Below are 20,202 nucleotides of genomic sequence, written 5' to 3'. Positions count from 1 at the left end.
TGTGCAATCCGCTGGACGTCTTGTTGATCTCCGCGGAAGGCTCCCCCAACGGCCTCCCTCCTGCTGCATTGCTGTCATGAAATGTTACCTGCTCGCTATCGGTTTACTTTTGAGCTGTGTTAGCTCGCCCTGTTGGGCTCAAGAAAGTCCTTCGGAGGATCGCGCCGACGCAGTGCTCGCCGCGCCCACCGACGCCCAACTGGCCGAAGCCGCCCCCAAGAGCGACGTGCCGTCGGTGCAGTTGTTCGATCTGTTGATCAAGGGCGGCTGGCTGATGGCGCCCATCGTGCTGATGTCGATCCTGGTGGTCGCCATCGGTGTGGAACGGGCGTTGGGGCTGCGTGAGTCGCGCATTGTGCCCGAGGGTCTCGTAACCGAACTGGGCCGGTTGGCCGAGTCGAGCGTGTTCGATCCCCGCCAGGCGTACAAGCTTTGCCAGAAGTACCCAAGCTCGGCCGCGAGGGTCGTGAGGGCGATGCTGCTGAAGGTCGGCCGCCCGCACGCCGAGGTGGAAGCCACCGTGGCCAACGCCTGCCAGGCGGAGAGCGACGCGTTGTACTCGAACGTTCGCACGTTGAACCTGGCGGCGACCGTCACTCCGCTGCTCGGCCTGCTCGGAACCGTGTGGGGCATGATCCAGGCGTTCTTCGTCACCGCCAACCTGCCCGACGCGTCGAACAAAGGCGAAGCCCTCGCTCAGGGCATCTATGTCGCGCTGGTTACCACGTTCGCTGGCTTGGCCGTAGCGATTCCCGCTGCGATGCTGGCCCACTTTTTCGAAGGCCGCATCCTGCGACTGCTGCGGCAAGTAGAGAACCTGGCCGCCTCGTTGCTGCCGCAGGTGGAACGTTACGAAGGCAAACTGCGACTCGACAAGCAACGCCTGGAATCCGAACCAGCCAACGGCAACGTGGCCAACGCCCCGCACCGCGCGGCCTCGCATCCGACAAGCTAGTGGGCGTTCTTCCAGCTTTCGCGACCAAATTAATGGTCGTTGGTCCTTCGAAATTGGTCCTTCCCCCACCATGCCAGTTCAAATCAAAAAAGGCCTGTCCGGTAGCTCACTGAGCCTCACGCCGTTGATCGACGTGGTGTTCCTGCTGCTGATTTTCTTCCTGGTTACCACGCGGTTCGAGGAGGAAGAGCGCGACATGGCAGTCAACTTGCCCAAGGCGAGCGCCGCGGAGCCGACGATCTTTCAGGGCAAAGAGATCTTCGTCACCATCACGCCGACGGGCGAGTTCTTTCTGGAAGGTAAGCAGTACTCCGCGTCGAGCCTCGAAAACAAGCTGAAGAGCCTGTACGAGAACAACCCCGGCAAGCAAAAGGTGAAAATCCGCGCCGACCAGGAGTCGCGCACCAGCCACCTGGTCACGGTGATGAATGCCTGCAACCAGGCCAATATCCGCGACTATACGATCGCCACCGAATAGAGCTGAAAGCAGGAGGCCGACAGCCACCCCATGCCTACCAAACGCCACATCCGCAAGCTGCCACGCCCGGCGTCGAGTGCGTTCGACGACCGCACCAGCACCGTGCAGTGGGTGCTGGGGGTGTGGGCGCTGCTGGTGACGGTGCTGATCGTGTCGCTCGGCGGGTTCGACGATCCGCGGCTGCTGTTCAACGGTTGGGTGCGACTTATCGGCATGGCGGCCACTTGGGGCGCGCTGGCGTGGGCGGCTGCCTCGCCCGGCAAGTGGATGGCCAAGCGGCTGCGGCTTGGCGTGGCAGCCAGTTTGGTGCTGCACACGCTGGTGGCGTTGTTCCTCGTGTTTGCACATTTGACGTTCTTGCTCACCGAGCCCGAAGTGGCGTTGGTCGAGCAAGAGGTCGTCGAGCCCGAGGAAGTGCCGAAGCTGGTGGATGTGGTGAGTCCCAGCGAAGAACAGGAGCCCGTGGTCGAAAAGCCGGTGCCCACCGACCGACTTGCACAGCAACAGCAGCCACAAACCAGCCAGGCGAAGGCCTCACCGCAAACCGAACCACAAGACACACCCGAACCGCCGGAACTCGCCAGCACCGAGGCGCCGCAGTCGTTGGTCGAGCGCCGACCTCGCACCGCACTGACGCACCGAGCCAAGTCGCCCGGCGAGCGGAGCCGCCAGAGCGAGACCGCCACGCTGGCGACCACCGCACCGCAGCCGCTCACCAAGCCCAAGCAGGTGGCTTCGGCCGCTGCGGCCGAACCGGCGCCGGCTGCCAAGCTAGCGAAGGCCGAGAACCAACCACGCGAAACGCCAGCGCCCGAAGAGCCGCAAGAAGTCTCGCCGCAACCGCCGACGCGCGTCGCCCAGCGGCGGAGTTCCAACGCGCCGCAGGTGGCGCAGACTCCGCCGACGCCACGTCGCCCGCTGTCGCCCGCCGAAGTACCGGAACCCGCGGTGGCCGAAGTGGCTCCGCGCGTCACCACGCCCGAAACCACTCGCGTAGCAGCGGAGCCTTCGCGGCTCGATCGCCCGCGGACCCCAACTGCCGCGCCGCAAGATGTTCCCGAGCCGCAGCAACAGCGCAACGCGCCGCCCACCGCGGTAGCGCGACGCGACACACGTGAACCCGAGATGCCACTGGCCGCCGCGCCAACGCCGCTCGATCGCCGCACGGCGGTGAACGTGGCCGAAGCGATTTCCCGAACGCCCGAAGCACAGCGCCCCGCCGAGGTGACGCGCACCGCCTCGGACACCGAACGCCCGGTGGAACCCGTGGCCGCCTCGCTAAGCAAACAGCAATCGACCAATCCAACACTGGCCGAAGCGGTCCAGACCGAAGCCCAAAAGTTGGCCTCGGCCATGCCGACCGAGACGCCCACGCGGCGACGCGAGTCGGCGTTGGTGGCGGAGACTCCGCAGCCCACACCGAAACCTACCAGCAATCCCACCGAAGCCGCTTTAGCGGACTCCGAGACCACTCCCGATCCAATGGTCGCCGCGGTGCCGCGTGAGACGACGCTCGAGTCGTCCTCCAGTCCTGCACCAAGAGTGCTAGCCGACTCGCGCGGTGGCACGGGTACGCAAGGAGCGGGGCTCAACTCGCTGAACGATGCGCCGGCCGCGCCGACTTACTCGGCGCCGTTCGCCTCGGCGGCGGCGAATCGCAAACGCAGCACGCAAACCGAGCGCGGCCCGGCGCTCGCGCCGAATCCAGTGGCCGACGTCGCGCGGGCGAGGGCCGGCGCGGCGAGTCCCACCTCGACGCTCGTGGCGATGCCGGTTCCGGATGCCGAAGTGGCCGGTTCGACCACGCCTGACACGATTAGCGCCAGCAGCAGCGCGGCCGTCGATCGGCAGTTTGCCAACGTCTCGTTGGGCGACGTAACCGCGGCGCAGGGCGAGGCCGAGTTCGACACCGGACCACCGCAGATCACGCCGGAGCGCGGCAGCGGTCGCGGCTCGAGTGGCGGCCGACTGGCAATGCGTTCTCCCGAATCCAACAGCGGCCTCGGCCCGCGGCGTCCATCGCACGCGGCGATGTCGCCATCGGCCACCGGCGTGGCCTCGGCGCCCGCGCCAGCTAGTGCAGCCCCGTCCGCGGCTGCCGTGGCAGGCAAACAACAACAAACAGGCGGAGCACCGGCCCCGGCCATTAGCGGTCGACCAAGCGAAACGGACGTTCCGCGGCTGGCCCAAGCCCGCGCGCCCACGGGAGCGACTTCCGGCGGCGGAGCCACCCCGCCAAGCGTCGGCCCGCCAGCCTCGGCCACCGAAGTGGGAACTCCACCGCCACGCCCAGGTGGTTCGATTGCCCGCACGCGTGACGACCGCGGCTCGCGCGGCGCACCAAGCGTCGCCGCAGCGACCAGCCAAGAGGGGCCGCGCGGCATAGCCGCCGCTGCTAGTCCCGCCGCCGTGGCAGCCGCGACGCTCGATCCCGTTGCAGTAGCGCTCGTCACTCCGCTGTCTGTCGATCTTACCGAAGCACCGAATACCGCGCCCGCGCCGGCCACCTCGAGCACCTCGGACGTCGCGCCGAAACGCGCCACGCTCATGCCGGCGGAAGTTGGCTCGGGCGGGTTGGCGAGTGAGCCAACATTCGAAGCGGGCATCCCGCAGCGGATCGCCCGCCGGCAAACTCCGGCGCTGCGGATGACGCCCAGCCGGTTCACTAATCCTAACGAAGGCGGGCAGTTGAACCCGCCGGGCCGCAAACGCAACCCGGCGCCGGCATTCGCTGCGCGGAGCGACCGCATCGACTCGGCGCCGATCACCAATCCCGATGATCCGCGGCCTAAGACTGAAGCGGCGATCGAACTCGGCCTGGAGTTCCTCGCCCGTGTGCAGCAGGAAGATGGCCGCTGGTCGCTCAACGAGTTTGGCGACCTGCCAGTCGACGAGGACGAGATGCCCAGCATCCGGGCGGATAGCGCGGCCACCGGGCTCGCGCTCCTGGCGTTCCTGGGCGGCGGTTACGATCACTACGACGACAAGTACCAGGCCGTGGTGCAGCGCGGGCTCGACTACCTGGTCGAGCAGCAATCGGCCGAGGGCGACATCTTTCCCGAACGCGACCTGCCCGGCCCCCGCGCCACGCGGTTCTACAGCCACGGCATCGCCACGCTCGCTTTGTGCGAAGCCTATGGCATGACTGGCGACCCCGAACTTCGTGCTCCCGCGCAGGCGGCGCTCGACTACATCACCCGCACCCAGCACCCGCAGTACAACGGCTGGCGATACACCGAAGGCCTCAACAGCGACCTGTCGGTTACCGGCTGGCAGGTCATGGCCATGCGGAGCGGCGAACTGGCCGGCCTGCGTGTGAACAAGAGAACCTACGACCGGGTGCGAAAGTTCGTGGAAGAGTGCCGCCAGACCGCGGGCGGTGAAGAACTCTATTGCTACAACCCTTACCTCAACAGCCGCCGCGAGGGCATGCAGCATTACAACAAACCGAGCACCGTGATGACTTCGGTCGGCATGTTGATGCAGCTTTACCTGGGCACCAACCGCGAGTCGAAGCTCATGCAGCGCGGGGCGGACCACCTCCGCGAGAACCTGCCCACGCAAACCGGCGAATTCGCCCAAGCGCCCGTCGGCACGCCTGGCAATCCGCAGCGGGATACTTACTACTGGTACTACGCGACGCAGGTGATGTTCCACATGGGCGGCGACTACTGGCAACAGTGGCACGAGCACCTGCACCCGCTGCTGGTCGACCACCAAACGCAAGAAGGCCCGCTAGCCGGCAGTTGGAACCCTCAGAAACCGGTGCCCGACATGTGGGCCAACCACGCCGGGCGAATGTACGTCACGTGCCTGAACCTGCTGTCGCTGGAAGTGAGCTACCGCCATTTGCCGCTTTATGAGATGACGGGGAAGTAAGTTTCTTACGTCACCCTCCATCGGGGTCGGACGGGCCACGGCCGGGGAGGCGAGAATACGGCGACGCTTTCTATCCGCCGGAGTGCAACCCAGACCGCAAAAGGGCTCGGACGATGGCAAAGACGAACTACCACATGCTGGCCAGCGAGACTCTCGATACCGCCGAAGCAGTCCGTCGCATCGCCTCGCTTTGATGCCGCGGCAAGTATCCCGAGAGCGCATAAGAATTCGTCCTATTTTCACGATCCTTCATATGAACAGGTAGCCGACGAAGACCCATGACGACAATCCTTAAACTCAACGCTAGCGCCCGAAGTGAGCGCTCGCTTACGCGGCGCCTCTCATCGCATTTCGTACGTCACTGGTTGAAACACCGTCCGGAAGATGTAGTCCTTGAACGAGACGTTGGCAGAGAGCCGCCACCACCAGTGACCGAAGAATGGATTGCCTGCGCTTTCACGTCTCCTGCCGAACGATCAGAAGAGCAGGCGAAAATGCTCACGCTTTCGGATTCTCTTATTGCAGAGCTCGAGGCTGCTGACATCATATTGCTTGGTACGCCGATGTACAATTATGGCATGCCTTCATCGCTGAAAGCTTGGTTCGACCAAGTCATTCGTGTCAATAAGACCTTTTCTTTCAATCTCGACCGCGGAGACTTTCCGCTTGAACCGATTCTATCTAACAAAACACTCGTTATCCTCACTTCATCGGGTGAATTCGGATTTCAAGCTGGGGGAGTACGGGCGCACATGAATCACTTGGTGCCTCACATAAAGACTTGCTCTTTCTATCTCGGCGTTAGCGGTGACGACGACATTCACCACATCGGGATTGAATATCAAGAGTTTGGCGATGACCGCCATCGCAGATCCATTGACGAAGCGCAAGGTGGCGTCGTTACTCTCGTCGAAAAGCTGGTCAAAACTCTATAGCCGTTGCGTCCAACATTTCGTGGATAACGTTCGTATGGCGTTCAGACTCGGCCCCGGCCAAGTCGGACGGACCTCGGCCGGGGAGGAACTAGAAAGTGAAGAACGAATTACTCGATGACCTCAACAATCTGATCGAGCACCTTGAATCCAAACGTGGAAGCTATATCGAAGTCGTGTCGCATATGACTCGGACGCCCGGGAGTTTGGATCGCCATTCCACCACTCGGTCGTGTTTGGTGATGCAGCTAGAAACTGTTGGTATCGCCTTCAGTGGTGCCAAATTCTTATTGATCGGCGAGGCTCTGGGTTGTCATGTAGCTCACGAAGTATTCTTAGATCTGCTGCAGGAATTGAATGCCGCCGAAAATAGCACTGTACTGGTAGAGCGTTTTGGGAAACTCGCTGAACGTCACACATCGATCCGGTTGCTTGACGATGTCGCTGCATAATGGTGCGCGAAAGGCGGAAACAGCCTCTCACGCAGCGAGAAAGTTGATGTGGTCGCAACCCATGGCTAGACTGACTTGCGACAATCGTCGTCCTGCGCGTTAGGCTGACCACCTTGCGGCCTAGAGGTGTTACGTGCTTGGGCCCAACAGACCGAGGTGAGCCACACTCGTCGTAGACTCGAAAGGGGCTTCCGGTGCCCCTGATGGACCAGTGGTCACCACCGACGCGACTTTGGCTAGTTCCTACCCGCGCCGAGGTCGATGCACCCGCCTGCAGTTGGATTCGGTCGATTCCGGACCTGAGTTAGGCTTGCCGGGAAGGGCCGCGATACGAAAAGCGTACTCCCAATCTAGGCCCGAAATCTAAGCCCGAACCTGCCACTCCGCTTGGTGGAACGGTGGCGACCGAACTGGTAAACTCCTGGCCACGCCAAGAGTTGTAGCCAACCGCTTGTCCGCTTCTAGTTCGAGGCGGCCCTTCCGAACCCGATCGACCGCTGTGGAGACTCACCATGCCCGAATTGCCCCGCATTTGCATTGTCTCACTGCTCCTCTTTTCTGCCCTCGGTCATACGGCTCTGGCAGACGATTTCGTGTGGACAAACGGGGCCGATAATGGAGCGTGGCACGACCCTGGCAATTGGCTGAATACGACGAGGGACGACCCGGAATCCTTCCCGGGTGGGGGCGACCACGTCAGCTTTGGCGGCGGCATTTCCGGGGTTGCCACGACAACGAACGGCGCAGCCGCGTCGATGAACGTCACGGGGGTATTTGGGCTCAGTCCCGGCACGCTCACCGTCGGTGGGTTGTCCAACAGCGGCGTCTTCGAGTTCTTCGGTGCTGTCAGCTTCTCGGACGAAGTCCTTAGCTTCGCGGCTGGTGACAGCGTCATCTCGGGCAGCGGCCAGATCGTGATGAAAGAGTACTTCGATTCGAGTATCCGGCTCAGCAACCCCAACCACAGCCAGACGGTGACCAACGCGGCCGGTCACACCATCCGCGGAACCGGCAAGTTCGAGCTCTACGGCGTCGAGCCCGCCTTCATCAACGAAGGCGCGATCTCGGTCGAGGCGGGGGGCATGATCGTCAATGGCGGCGGCACGGTAGCCGATTCCTTCACGAACAACGGCCTGATCGATGTCGCCGACGGCGAGACGATCCAGTTCTTCTACGTCGACAATCTAGCGTTCGGGCCGTCTTCGACGCTCCAGACCAATTCGTCGGGGGTGATCGAGCTGCTCGCCTCAACCCTCTCCAACACGACCGTGGAACTGGCGGGCGACGGGACGTTCTTGCTTGCCGTCTCCAACCTCGACGAGGTGACGATCAACGACGGATCGACGGTCACCCTCGACACTCACGTGAATCGGGTCGTCGGCACGCTGACCAACAACGGCATGGTTCGGTTCCAGGGGGGCGAAAGCACCACCGACGAAGTCTTGGCGTTCACGGGCGACGCCGTCCTGGCCGGGACGGGCGAGGTCGTAATGACGGAGTCCAACGATTCGAAGATCCAGATCAGCAGCCAAACGGTGACCAACGCGGCCGGTCACACCATCCGTGGAACCGGCGAGTTCGAGTTCTCCGGCGCCGAGCCCACCTTCATCAACAATGGCACGATCTCAGTTGAAGCGGGAGGCATGGACATCGATGGCGCAGGCACGGTAACCGAGTCTTTCACGAACAACGGACTGATCAATGTCGCCGACGGCGAGACGCTCCGGTTCCTCTACGTCGATACTTTGACGCTCGGGGCGACTTCGGTGCTCCAGACCAACTCGTCGGGGGTGATCGAGATGCTCGCCTCAACGCTCTCCAACGCAACCGTGGAACTGACCGGCGACGGGACGTTCTTGCTTACCGGCGTCAACCTCGACGCGGTCACAATCAACGACGGGTCAACGGTCACCCTCGACACCGGTGTGAATCGGGTCGTCGGCACGCTGACCAACAACGGCGTGGTCCGGTTCCTAGGAGACGATCAAACCGGCGCCGACGAGGCATTGGCGTTCACGGGCGACGCCGTCTTGGCCGGGACGGGCGAGGTCGTGATGACAGAAACCCTCGTTTCAATGATTCGGATCGGCAGCCAGACGGTGACCAACGCGGCCGGTCATACCATCCGCGGCACGGGCGAGATCGAGATTTCCGGGACCGACCCCGCGTTCATCAACGATGGGGTGTTGTCGGTTGAGGCGGGGGGCATGATCGTCGATGGCGCCGGCACGGCGACCGATTCTTTCACGAGCAATGGCCTGATCGATGTCGCCGACGGCGAGACGCTCCGGTTCCTCAACGTCAACGCGATTACGTTCGGGTCGTCTTCGACGCTCCAGACCAACTCGTCGGGGGTGATCGAGACCTTCAACTCAAACCTCTCCAACGCGACTGTGGAACTGGCGGGCGACGGGACCCTCTTGCTTAACGGCGCCAACCTCGACGCGGTCACGATCAACGACGGGTCGACGGTCACCCTCGACACCGGTGTGAATCGGGTCGTCGGCACGCTGACCAACAACGGCGTGGTCCGGTTCCTAGGAGACGACGTGTCCAATGTCGACGAGGTCTTGGCGTTCACGGGCGACGCCGTCTTGGCCGGGACGGGCGAGTTCGTGATGACGGAGTTCTTCGACTCAAAGATCCGGATCAGCAGCCAGACGGTGACCAACGCGGCCGGTCATACCATCCGCGGCGCCGGAGAGATCGAGATCTCCGGGACCGACCCCGCCTTCATCAACAACGGCGTGGTCCTTGCGGACATACCCGGCCAGGTGCTCGACCTCAACAGCGGCCCGGCTAACTTCGATTCAGCTACCAACACCATCACCAATGGCGTCTTTGCGGCGGCGAATGGTGGTCTGCTCCGATTCTATGGAGCAGACATCGACACCAACCAGGCCGAGATCCGCCTTGACGGAGTCGGCTCGACGATCATCGATCATTTCGGCAACGACGCCCTGGCCGACCTCGCCACGAACGACACCGGCGCCGCTCTCCGCGTCCTTGGCGGCCGCGATTTCAGCACCGCCGCGGCGGGCTTCGCCAACCGGGGCGAGGTTGAGTTGGGCGGCGGCGTGTTCAACGCCGCGACATTCGACAACCAAGCGACCAGGTCGATCACAGGCTTCGGCACGGTCGCGCCGCGGCCGACGAACGCCGGATCGGTGCGGGCGGTGGGCGGCACGTTGGCGTTCTCGAACGGGGTTGAGGGCGGTGGCGTCATCGAGGCGACGGACGGTTCAACCGTTGACCTGTCGGCCGGGTCGGATTCGTCCGCGGGCCAGCTCACGCTCCGCAGCGGTGGCGGTTTGACTATGGGGAGTCGCGCCGTCGCGGTCAACGACGATTACCAGAACGAGAACGCCGGGACGGGCAACGCCTACGACCCGCGGGCGGGCGTCAGCGGCAGCGGGCCCATCAACTCCAGCGTCGCCAAGACACAGAGCCTCACCGGCGATGTCACCGGCGGTGCTACCGCCACACCGAACATCGATTTTGGCGACGTGCGTGCCGGGCAGGAGGCGACCGCGTCGTTTCGCGTCAACAACAGCCTCGGCGGGCCGGCGCTCCGCGGGGCGGTGAAGACCAGCGGAGACGGGGCCGACCTCGCCTCCAGCGCACATATCGCCCTGGCGGGAGGTGCCCAAACCTTCGGGCCAATCGCCGCGGGGGGCCAGTCGGGGGACTTCACCGTCACCTTGACCGGAAGCACCGCCGGCGCGGCGTCGGGCACGCTAGCGGTTGTGAATAACTTCGACAACGTGGCCGATCAAGTCGTGACCGTGACCGCCACCGCTTTCCGATTGGCCGAACCAACCATCGAAACGACGCCGCCGATCGACTTCGGCATCGTTCACGTCGGCGATGTCGTCACACCGGAAGCGGTAGCCGTTCGCAACCAGGCGACCGCCGACGGGTTCAGCGAGGGGCTCGACGCCGCCTTCGCGGGGGCTTCGCCGGGTGTCGTGACTTCAGGCGCGGGGATCGACAACCTCGCCGCAGGATCGACGGACAACACCGGGCTGTTGATCGGCATCGATGCCACGACGGCCGGCGTCATCAACGGCACCGCGCAAATCGCATTCACGTCAGACGGAGCGGGCGTCAACACCCTCGGCCAAACCGCGCTTCTGGGCCAGTCGATCGCGGTGACCGCGACAGTCAACAACTTCGCTAACGCGGTGCTGAGCCAATCCAGCGGCGACGGCGTGCTCACCGAGCCAACCGCAGACGCCTACGTACTCGATCTGGGCGGAGTGCGGAACGGCCAGGGCGACCTCTCTGCCGAACTGGAACTCACGAACCTGATCGCGGCTCCGGCCGATGACCTGGCGGGCAGTTGGATGCTCGGCAGCAGCGGCTTCGGCCTGAGCGGGTTCGAGGCTTTCTCGAACCTCGCGGCGGGCGACTCGATCGACGGGCTGACCGTGACGCTCGGTGACACCACTCCCGGCGTGTTCTCGCACACGATCACCCTCTCCTCGCGTAGCACCAACGCCAGCGGCTTCGATGGGGCGTTGGCGCCTATTACAGTCGAGTTGTCGGGGGTCGTGTTCCTACCCGGCGACTACAACGCCGACGGTTCGGTGACCGAGGCCGACTACACGGTTTGGCGGGCGAGCTTCGGTTCGACGGCCAACCTCGACGCCGACGGCAACAACGATGGCAGAGTCAATGCGGCAGACTATACGGTCTGGCGTAACAACCTCGGCGGCGGCCTCCCCGCCCTTTCGTTCGCAGCGGCGGTGCCTGAGCCGACCGGCATCTGCCTGCTCCTGACTACGTTGATGGTGGCAACGCGCAAGGAATTCCGGAGGCGGATGAGATAGACCGAGATTTTGTCGCAGCGGCTGGACCAACACCAGCGAGTTGCGCTTGCGAAGAACTCGCAGAGGTCTACCCCGCAATTTGCCCGCCCTCTAACCCGCGTCGGTTGACAAGCAGATAGTCCAAAGCAAAGTCGCTGTCGCCATTCGGTCGCTGGACATCCCTTTCTCCAAAAATCGCCCATGTAAAAAAATCGCCGTAGATTCACCCCTCTGATTGGTTCTAATGAAGAGGGCTGCTCGGCAGTTGACGGTGGCGGTACGCGCGCTCGTTCGGCGGAGCGAACGGCGACTATCGGGTTTTGCCCTCCCCTAAACACACCAGGGACAAAACTCGGTGGGCTGGCCCGCGGGGTGATTTGCGTAACCCGCTACTGTGAAATGGTTTGTGTCACTAGACAGGGTCAGACGTGGGTTGAGTTTTGGTCCCATGGTTCGAAATCGGGGAACTACTCGGGGTGGGGCAAAACAGTAAGCTGCTGGTGGGTAACGACTTAGGGAGACCGGGAATTGGACGTTTTGGGCCAGGTGGGACAAAACTCGAGTTCGGTTTGAAACTCCGGGCTCGAGGACGAGCCGGCTCACGGATGGCATATCTCTCCCCGTGGTTCCCTCCCCGCGGCTCTGGCCGCGACCCTCCCGGGGGGAGGGTGAAATGGGGATGAGGGGCAGAGACGGGGGGAGTGAAGAGAATGTGGGGCGGAAGGATGCCGTTTTCGCTGGTTTTCTCGCCTTTGGATTGTCTCCGAGCCTCTTGTCCAACTCCCTTATGGCCGATAAAATCAGGGATTCCCTGCTGTGGAGGATTCGCAGCGGGGATGCACCCCACAAGTAGATCGCTCTCCGCCCCGGCGAGCGAGGAAGCATAAAACCCACAGTTTCGGCTGTACCCCTGGAGTCGCAAACGCCATGAAAGAAGGCATTCACCCCAACTACGTCGATACGCAGGTGCATTGCGGTTGCGGCAACACATTCACCACCCGCAGCACTCGTCCCGAGTTGAAGGTCGACATCTGCAACGCTTGCCATCCGTTCTTCACGGGCAAGCTGAAGTTCGTCGACACGGCCGGTCGTATCGAGAAGTTCAAGAACAAGTTCTCGAAGGCGGGCTACGCGAGCCTCACTCGCGGGAAGAAGAAGTAGCTACCGAACCGATGCTGCCGGCGCTCCTCGTGCGCGCTGGCTTAGGTGCGTTATCGGTTCACCCTCTCAGCTACTCCTTCCCAAGCCGCCACGATGCGCGAACTACTGGAAACGAAGCTCGCCCGATTCGAGCAACTCGAAAAGGACTTGGTCGACCCCGAAGTCCTCTCCAACTCCGACCGCCTGGCCCAAACCGCTCGCGAGCATGGCGGGCTCACCAAACTCGCCAGCAAGTACCGCCGGTTCAAGGAACTGGTCGACCAGATTTCCGACGCCCGCGAGATGGTCGAGTCGGGTGATCCCGAGATGCGGGAGCTGGCCGAGGCGGAGATCGAGACCTTGCGCGAAGAGCGCGAGGAGTTGTGGGACGAGTTGCTGGGTCTGACCATCGGCGGCGAAGACGCCAACCGCACGCGGTGCATCATGGAAATCCGCGCCGGCACTGGCGGCGACGAGGCGGCGCTGTTCGCCCGCGACTTGTACGAGATGTACAAGCACCACGCGGAGACGAAGAAGTGGAAGATCGAGATCATGGACCACGCGGCCACCGAGCTGGGCGGGTTCAGTCGCATCATCCTCGGCATCGAAGGCGAAGGCGTCTATCGCGAACTGGCCTACGAGAGCGGCGGCCATCGCGTGCAGCGCGTGCCTGAGACCGAAACGCAAGGCCGCGTGCATACTTCGGCTGCGACGGTGGCCGTGATGCCGGAGCCGGAAGACGTGGAAGTGGAGCTCAAGCCGGACGACTATCGGCTCGACAAATTCTGCGCCAGCGGCCCTGGCGGTCAGCACGTAAACAAGACCGAGTCGGCCGTGCGGCTCACGCACCACGAGACCGGCATCGTCGTGCAGTGCCAGGATGAGAAGAGCCAGCACAAGAACCTGGCCAAGGCATTGCGCGAGCTGAAGAGCCGCATCTACGATCACCGTCAGCAGGAAGAAGCCAAGAAACGGGCGGACGAACGAAAGAGCCTGGTGGGCTCCGGTGATCGCAGCCAACGAATCCGCACCTACAACTTCCCGCAGAACCGCCTGACCGATCACCGCATCGGTTTGAGCATCCACAAGCTGGACCAGATCATCGCCGGCGACGTGCAACCAGTGACCGACGCACTGATCGAGTACGACCGCCAGCAACTCCGCGACTCGATGGAAGGACTTGAGTAAGGCTATAAGCTGTGAGCTATAGGCTGTAAGCTCTTGGCCTATAGCTAATAGCCAATAGCCTTCCGCCTAAACCATGTCCACGCCGGCAGAAGCAAAACCTGATTCCGACGCCTGGACCATCGGCCGACTGCTGAACTGGACGACCGATTTCTTCCAGCAGCGCGGCGTCGAGTCGGCCCGCTTGGAGGCCGAAGTGCTGCTGGCTCATTGTCGCGGTTGCCAGCGGATCTTGCTCTACACGGCGTTCGACGAGCCCGCCTCGGAAGAGTTGCGGGAGAAGTTCCGCGCGTTGGTTCGCCAGAGGGCGGCCGGCACTCCGGTGGCCTATCTGGTGGGCAAGCGGGAGTTCTACTCGCTCGACTTCGAAGTCACACCCGACGTGCTGATCCCGCGTCCAGAGACGGAGCTGCTGGTCGTAGCATTGTTGGACCACGCCAAAGAGCAGGGCAGGGCAGGGGACGAGCTGGCGATCGCCGACGTCGGCACCGGCAGTGGCATCATCGCTGTATGCGTGGCGAAGAACCTGAAGGCGGCCAACGTCACCGCACTCGACCTCAGCCCCAAAGCTCTCGCGGTTGCCCAACGCAACGCCGAAAAGCATAACATGGCGGATCGTGTTGCGTTTTTCGAAAGCGACCTGTTCGCGGCCGTGGACGGCGCAACGTTTGACTTTATCGCTTCGAACCCGCCATACATTACGACCGCGGAACTCGCGGAGCTGGACAAGTCGGTACGCGAGTTCGAACCGATGCTGGCGCTCGACGGCGGGGCCGACGGTACCACGGTCATCGAACGACTCATCGATGAAGCCGCCACGCGACTGAAGCCGGGTGGCGTCCTGCTGATGGAGATCAGCCCGATGATTGCCGCGCGGGTGGAACAGCTAGTCAGCGACTCACCGCTTGAGTTGCTTAAGACGCTCAAGGACCTCGACGGCCACGCCCGCATTGTGCAGGCGCGGCGGGAGGGCACCGCATGAACAGCTCTACCTGGCTAGCGTTAGTGGCCTTGGACGCCGCCGAGTTACCCGATCCGGCGGCTGTGCAGGCGCGGTGCGATGCGGCCAACCCCGACACCGCGGCGCTCGAACTTTCGAGCCGCACCGACGCGATGGTCACCTTCTCGTGGGGCGACGCCACGGTGGCTTACACGCTGGTCGACAAGCCGATCCCGGCCGACCAGTTCGCCGGCCCCGCCGCCCGCGCGTGGTACTGGCCCGACGCGGCCGAGCGGCTTGGATCACATCGGGCGCACCTGATCGTCGCGCTGGTGGACGAGAGCCGCGACCGCATTGCCAAGAGCATGAAACTCACCCGCCTGGTAGCTGCACTACTGCCCAACTCGCGAGCCGTGGGCCTTCAATGGGGCGGCAGCCGCGCGGTGCATGAGCCCGGCGCGTTCTGCGACGTGGCCCAGCAGATGTCGCGCGACGACCTGCCGCTGCACTTGTGGCTCGACTTCCAGGTGGAAGCCAACAACCAAAGCGGTTTGCGACTCTACACGACCGGCATGACCGCGTTCGGCAAGCGGGAGGTCGAGCTTCCGCACTTCGCCGGACCGCCGCAGGAACTGATGAACCACGCCTACAACCTGGCCCACTACCTGCTGGAGAAAGACGCGGTGATCAAAGACGGCGAAGTGATCGGCCTGCCCGACGAGATCCAGGTCACCGCCCGCGACACCACCACATTTCTCGACGGCGACGAACCGGTGCTGGCGTTTGAGTTCGAGTAGGTCGGTTGTGTCATTCCGAAAGGAGGCTCACCGACTGAGGAATCTACGTGGCCGATCCAATGAGCGTTGCCAATTCTGGAGCTTGGATCTCAAAACTCTCAAAGTGCGAAGCTGTAGGACTCGGCAAAACAGATTTCTCGGTCGCTGGACTCCCTTCGAAATGACACGACGTTAACGAACTATGACTCGTCCAACTCGTCTTCCTCGTCACTTGTCTCTTTCTTCCCGCGGTAGATCGGCTGCCGCAGCGCGTTGCGTTTGGAGGTAAACTCCCCATCGCCAGGATCTTCGGCGATCGCCGCGACCATCATTTGGATCTTGGCGTCCAGGTCGTCCGCGTGGTGCACGATCAACGCTTCCGGCGTCATGGGCGGTTTGGGCGATCCCCACTCAGGCAGCCTTTGGTGGGAGACAATGATATGCTCGAGCCGCAACAAGGTGTCCTCGTCGATCTCCGAGTCGGCGGCCGCTTCGCGGAGGATGTCGCGCCCCTGCAGGATGTGGCCAATCAGCGTGCCGGAGGCCGTATAAGTCGCGCCCGCCGGGCCAGTGGCGAGTTCGCGGAGCTTACCGATATCGTGCAGCATTGCGCCGGCCACGGCCACGCCGACGTCGATTGGCGGGTCGGCGTCGTCGTACAGGTTGCGATACTGCTCGACCAACAACCGTGTGTGGCGCGTGACGTTAAGCACGTGTTCCAGGTAGCCACTCAAGTAGGAATGATGGTTAAACTGCGCGGCGGGCAGCACCAACAGTTCTTCGCGGTGCGACTCGTAGATGCCGACGACCAGTTCGCGAAGCGCCTCGTTTTCAATGGCCTCCTCCGCCGTCTCCATCATCTCCTTGTACATCGCCTCGGGATCGAACCGCGAGCGCGGCGCGCACATCAGCGGGTCGAAACCGTCCTGCTTGTCGTTTTCTTCGACGGGTCGGATGCGGTGGATTTCGAGCTGCATTCCGTAGTTCGAGTCGCGCAGCTCCGCGCGAAGCTTGTAGAACTCGCCCACCTGCCACTGATCGCGGCACGCGGCGGCATGGGTCCCGTCGCTCCAGATGGGAAAGCTCACCTCGCGTCCCGCGTCGCAAAACGTCACCCGGTAGTACGGCTTGCCATCTTTGGTGGCCAACACTTGTTTGTCGCTCAGCAGCGCGAAAAAGTCGCCCAACTCACCGGGCGTCATCTCATGCAGGGTGGTGATTTCGATAGCGTCGGACATAAGGGAAGCGATTCTGGGTAGGAAACTCGGAGCTGCGACGTTCGGCTCGCCAAGGCAAGGCTAAGAACCAGTGTAGTTTGAACCGGAGGCAACTGAGATAACAGAGGGGGGCAACCATTGCGTGCTTGGTGCAGTGAAGTAGCTGCCTCCTGTTCTACTTCGTTTGTAGTTCGGCAGCGATGCAGATTAACTACGTGCCGGTTGGGCGTGCGCGTCGACGGTGGCTGCCTCATCCATCGGCACTGGCGGTTTCGGCTGTTCGGGCGGCTTCTCGGCGACTGGGGTTCGCTCGGCGACCAGCGCGTCAATCATCGTTTGCAGTTGCTCGCCCACCTGAACCATGGCGGGGTCTTGCTTGGCGCTGCGGTCTCGTTTGCTTTCGACCAGTATCGGCTCGCCGACGTCGACCGTCACATGCAGCGGGCCGTGGTTGGGAGCGACGTCGGTGTAGTCTTCCTCCAAACGCTGCACGGTCTCCAACACGCGCTCGGGCAGGTTAGGGCCGTTGACCATGTAGTCGCGCGGGTAGTGGGCCATCTGCTGGGCGTAGTAACACTTGCCCAGGTCGCGCCAGCGTTCGGCGCGTTCCGCCTCGCTCACCTTGCCTTCGATCATGGCGGGGAGAATTGCCGCGCGGATGTTCTTCACTCGCGAAACCAAGCCGGGCGTGCGGTCTTTGATGCCCCACTTGTCTTCGAGTTCAAGAATCAGGTCCAGCGCCAGGCGTTCCACTCGCTCGTAGGGATCGCCCTGGCGGACGCCGCCCAGGTACTCGACCTCTTTGATCGCGAGCATCGCTTCGCCCAGCTTTTTCAGCCGCTTGGCGGTCGTGAGGTGCGTTTGCGGTTCCCACGAGAAGCTGCGCTCCAGCCGCTCGAGGTCGGGCGCCACTTCGGCGTAGGGATCGCCATCGAACGAGTAGCGAATCGCCACGGGATGGACCACCACCGGCTTCTTGCCTTCTTTCTCACGGCGTTTGGACGCTTGGCGAGCGATGAAGCCGGGCCCGTCCATCAGGTCCATCAGCACGTCGCAATGCCGCGAGACGGCGCCTTCGGGAAAGATGACCAGCGCCCTCCGCCCTTCGACCAACGTGTCGATCGCGCAATTGACGCTCTGGCGATCGGTCCCCTCGCGATAAACGCTGAACGCTCCCAGCCGCCGAAGGATGAACGTTTGGTACCAGCCCTCCTTGAACAGGTGCCAACTGGCCATCGTCATCACGTTACAGTCAATCTCACCGGTCAGCAGCCCCATGACGATCGGATCGGAGATCCGCGCGTGATTCGGAGCAATCAGCACCGCGTGCCCCTCGTCGATCGACTTCTTGATCCGCTCCACGTGCCGCAGGTCGTACGTGTGGATGTTGTACCGCTTCCGCAGAAAACCTTTGAGCAGAAAACGCAAGAAGAAGACCCACCAATCGGAATCAACCGGCGGGACGAACTCGTAGCGCTCTTCGAAAATGATGTTCTGCATGAGGGATCCGCCAAGGACGCGGCGGGGCTGGCGAATTTAGGGTTCGTTCGTCTGGCGCTGCTACTTCCGAGAACTGGATTTTAGCCAGCGAATAACACCGATGAAACCCAGGAATCGCCGAGCCTCGCTGCGGCTATTATCCCCATTTGTGGAAGCGTTGCACCCGAATTCCGTGCGGGGAGGGAAAACTCAGCCGCCTTCTCCAGAACGGCCATGAACGAGTTCGTAAAATACTACGAACTCATCAATTGAATCAAAGGATGTCGCATGAATCGCTCCATCTGGATTGAGATTGTCGTAGATTATCCGCGGTTCCGGAGGACGCAGGTCGACGAAGATGCCTGAATCACAGTATTCCGTGAATCCAATCAAGTACCCATGCCATGGGTCGAAATCTCCTGGCGGGAAGTCTGCGTCAGGCTTTCCATTCAGTACCTGTTGGGCACCGCCACCTTTAACCAGATCAAGCAAGCGTCCCTGTTGCATTGCACTGTTTTCGAACTTTGCGTGATCGATTGAGCAGAACTCCACGAATGGAAGCTTGCCACGATTCGGATGCGGCGGGAACCGATTAAGCCACGCGTAGTCCGTTCGCCTTCCCGGCCAGTCCTTTCGACGCATCAGGGTTTCAATTCGCTGGTCAACGCTAAAACCATTCAGTTTCAGGTTCATGGAACAGTCGACGTATCGGATTGAGTGAATTGGTATCAGGCATCGTACCCGTTCGGATGGTCCTTATGCCACTTCCAGGCGGACTCCACGACCTGGTCGACCGTGGTGTACTTCGCTTTCCAGTCGAGCACTTCCAGCGCCTTGCTGGCGTTGGCCACCAGTTCGGCCGGGTCGCCGGAGCGGCGCTCGCCGATCACCGCGGGGATCTCGTGGCCGGTTACTTTGCGGCAGGCGTCGATCACTTGTTTGACGCTGAAGCCGTTGCCCGTGCCGAGGTTGAGCTTCATCATCTCGCCTTGCTTCAGTCGCTCGAGCGCTGCGACGTGGGCGCTGCACAGGTCCTCGACATGGATGTAGTCGCGGATGCAAGTTCCGTCGGCCGTGGGATAGTCGTCGCCGAAGATGGTCACGTGCTCGCGCTGGCCTAGCGCCACCTGCAGCACGATCGGAATCAGGTGCGACTCGGGGTCGTGGTCTTCGCCGATCTCGCCGCTGTGGTGCGAGCCGGCCGCGTTGAAGTAACGCAGCGCCGCGACGCCCAAGCCATACGCGTGGGAGTAAGCATCCAAGGCCTTCTCGATGGCCAGCTTGGTGTCGCCGTAAGGGTTGATCGGCAGTTGCTTCTCCGACTCGTCGATTGGCACCTTGTCCGGCACGCCGTACGTGGCGCAGGTGCTGCTGAACACGAACCGCCAGATGCCCCGCTCGCGCATCGCTTCGAGCAGATTGATCGCGCCGACCACGTTGTTCAGGTAGTACTTGGCCGGATCGGTGACCGACTCGCCCACCAGCGCCAGGGCCGCAAAGTGCATTACCGCTTCGGCGCCGGTCTTGTCGAGCGCGGTAGCCAAGTCGGCGGGATTGAGCAGATCGCCCTCGATCAGCCGCTCAGCCGGCACCGCCGCGCGGTGGCCCTGATACAGGTTGTCAAACACCCACGCTTCGTGCCCCACGTCTTCCAACGCTCTCACGGCGTGGCTGCCAATGTATCCCGCTCCACCAACAACAAGAACTTTCATCTAAACTCTCTTGAAACAAACGTTGTGCTACCTGAATAGCTTGCGGATGTGACGTTCTTCCGACGAAGCGTAGCTCGTCGGCTCCAGAGGGGACCGTTCTGCGGCAATTCGATGCTTGCAGAGTTCCTCTAATCGCGCAAGTCTGCCACCAAGATACCCAATAACCCTGCAATCTGCCCAGGGTTGCGGAGATCGCGCAGCATCCGTCGATAAGAAACAAGTATCCAAACACCCAGCACTTTGGCG

14 protein-coding genes are annotated in these 20,202 nt (G+C 62.5%); 10 read left to right on the top strand and 4 right to left on the bottom strand.

All coding sequences use genetic code 11. The features are described from left to right. Nucleotides 1-76 precede the first annotated feature (76 nt). The 10 genes from ACQK2L_RS17605 to ACQK2L_RS17560 all read left to right on the top strand — a co-directional run bounded on the left by ACQK2L_RS17605 (nt 77) and on the right by ACQK2L_RS17560 (nt 15,569). On the top strand, nt 77-955 hold the full coding sequence (locus tag ACQK2L_RS17605) for a MotA/TolQ/ExbB proton channel family protein (protein WP_425398344.1): 879 nt from the start codon (nt 77-79) through the stop codon (nt 953-955). A 70-nt stretch (nt 956-1,025) separates the two neighbouring features. Then, nucleotides 1,026-1,433, top strand: coding sequence for an ExbD/TolR family protein (locus ACQK2L_RS17600; RefSeq protein ID WP_425398343.1), 408 nt, complete (start codon nt 1,026-1,028; stop codon nt 1,431-1,433). 30 nt (nt 1,434-1,463) lie between these two features. Continuing rightward, on the top strand, nt 1,464-5,312 hold the full coding sequence (locus ACQK2L_RS17595) for a hypothetical protein (protein WP_425398342.1): 3,849 nt from the start codon (nt 1,464-1,466) through the stop codon (nt 5,310-5,312). A 278-nt stretch (nt 5,313-5,590) separates the two neighbouring features. Continuing rightward, nucleotides 5,591-6,247, top strand: coding sequence for an FMN-dependent NADH-azoreductase (locus ACQK2L_RS17590; RefSeq protein ID WP_425398341.1), 657 nt, complete (start codon nt 5,591-5,593; stop codon nt 6,245-6,247). Between the two features lie 95 nt (nt 6,248-6,342). Continuing rightward, nucleotides 6,343-6,696 carry a hypothetical protein gene (locus ACQK2L_RS17585; protein ID WP_425398340.1) on the top strand — a complete coding sequence of 118 codons (354 nt, stop codon included), beginning with the start codon at nt 6,343-6,345 and terminating at the stop codon, nt 6,694-6,696. A gap of 512 nt (nt 6,697-7,208) precedes the next feature. Beyond that, the gene (locus ACQK2L_RS17580; RefSeq protein WP_425398339.1) at nt 7,209-11,528 is read left to right on the top strand and encodes a beta strand repeat-containing protein; all 4,320 of its coding nucleotides are present in this window, start codon (nt 7,209-7,211) and stop codon (nt 11,526-11,528) included. 906 nt (nt 11,529-12,434) lie between these two features. After that, nucleotides 12,435-12,668, top strand: a complete 234-nt coding sequence (gene rpmE, locus ACQK2L_RS17575) for a 50S ribosomal protein L31 (protein ID WP_425398338.1) — start codon at nt 12,435-12,437, stop codon at nt 12,666-12,668. 93 nt (nt 12,669-12,761) lie between these two features. Further along, nucleotides 12,762-13,835, top strand: a complete 1,074-nt coding sequence (gene prfA / locus ACQK2L_RS17570) for a peptide chain release factor 1 (protein WP_425398337.1) — start codon at nt 12,762-12,764, stop codon at nt 13,833-13,835. Between the two features lie 73 nt (nt 13,836-13,908). Next, complete coding sequence (gene prmC, locus ACQK2L_RS17565) at nt 13,909-14,814, top strand: peptide chain release factor N(5)-glutamine methyltransferase (protein WP_425398336.1); 906 nt, start codon at nt 13,909-13,911, stop codon at nt 14,812-14,814. Beyond that, nucleotides 14,811-15,569 (top strand): DUF4261 domain-containing protein, encoded by a 759-nt coding sequence (locus ACQK2L_RS17560; RefSeq protein ID WP_425398335.1) that lies wholly within the window; start codon nt 14,811-14,813, stop codon nt 15,567-15,569. Before prmC ends, ACQK2L_RS17560 begins: the two co-directional genes overlap by 4 nt. A 179-nt stretch (nt 15,570-15,748) precedes the next feature. Here the strand turns inward: ACQK2L_RS17560 and ACQK2L_RS17555 are convergent, their stop codons facing one another. The 4 genes from ACQK2L_RS17555 to galE form a co-directional block, all read right to left on the bottom strand. Next, entirely contained in the window at nt 15,749-16,786 is a 1,038-nt protein-coding gene (locus tag ACQK2L_RS17555) for a 3'-5' exoribonuclease YhaM family protein (RefSeq protein WP_425398334.1), read from the bottom strand. 186 nt (nt 16,787-16,972) lie between these two features. Then, nucleotides 16,973-18,265 carry a 1-acyl-sn-glycerol-3-phosphate acyltransferase gene (locus tag ACQK2L_RS17550; RefSeq protein WP_425398333.1) on the bottom strand — a complete coding sequence of 431 codons (1,293 nt, stop codon included), beginning with the start codon at nt 18,263-18,265 and terminating at the stop codon, nt 16,973-16,975. A gap of 189 nt (nt 18,266-18,454) precedes the next feature. Further along, nucleotides 18,455-18,937: a hypothetical protein gene (locus tag ACQK2L_RS17545; RefSeq protein ID WP_425398332.1), complete on the bottom strand. Its 483-nt coding sequence runs from the start codon at nt 18,935-18,937 to the stop codon at nt 18,455-18,457. A 35-nt stretch (nt 18,938-18,972) separates the two neighbouring features. Beyond that, a complete protein-coding gene (gene galE / locus ACQK2L_RS17540) occupies nt 18,973-19,956 on the bottom strand; it encodes a UDP-glucose 4-epimerase GalE (RefSeq protein WP_425398331.1) in 984 nt (327 codons plus the stop codon). Nucleotides 19,957-20,202: the final 246 nt, after the last annotated feature.

The sequence above is a fragment of the Aeoliella sp. genome (genome assembly GCF_965227375.1).
In the GTDB taxonomy this organism is placed as follows: Bacteria; Planctomycetota; Planctomycetia; order Pirellulales; family Lacipirellulaceae; genus Aeoliella.
This window is presented reverse-complemented; position numbering and strand designations above follow the sequence as displayed.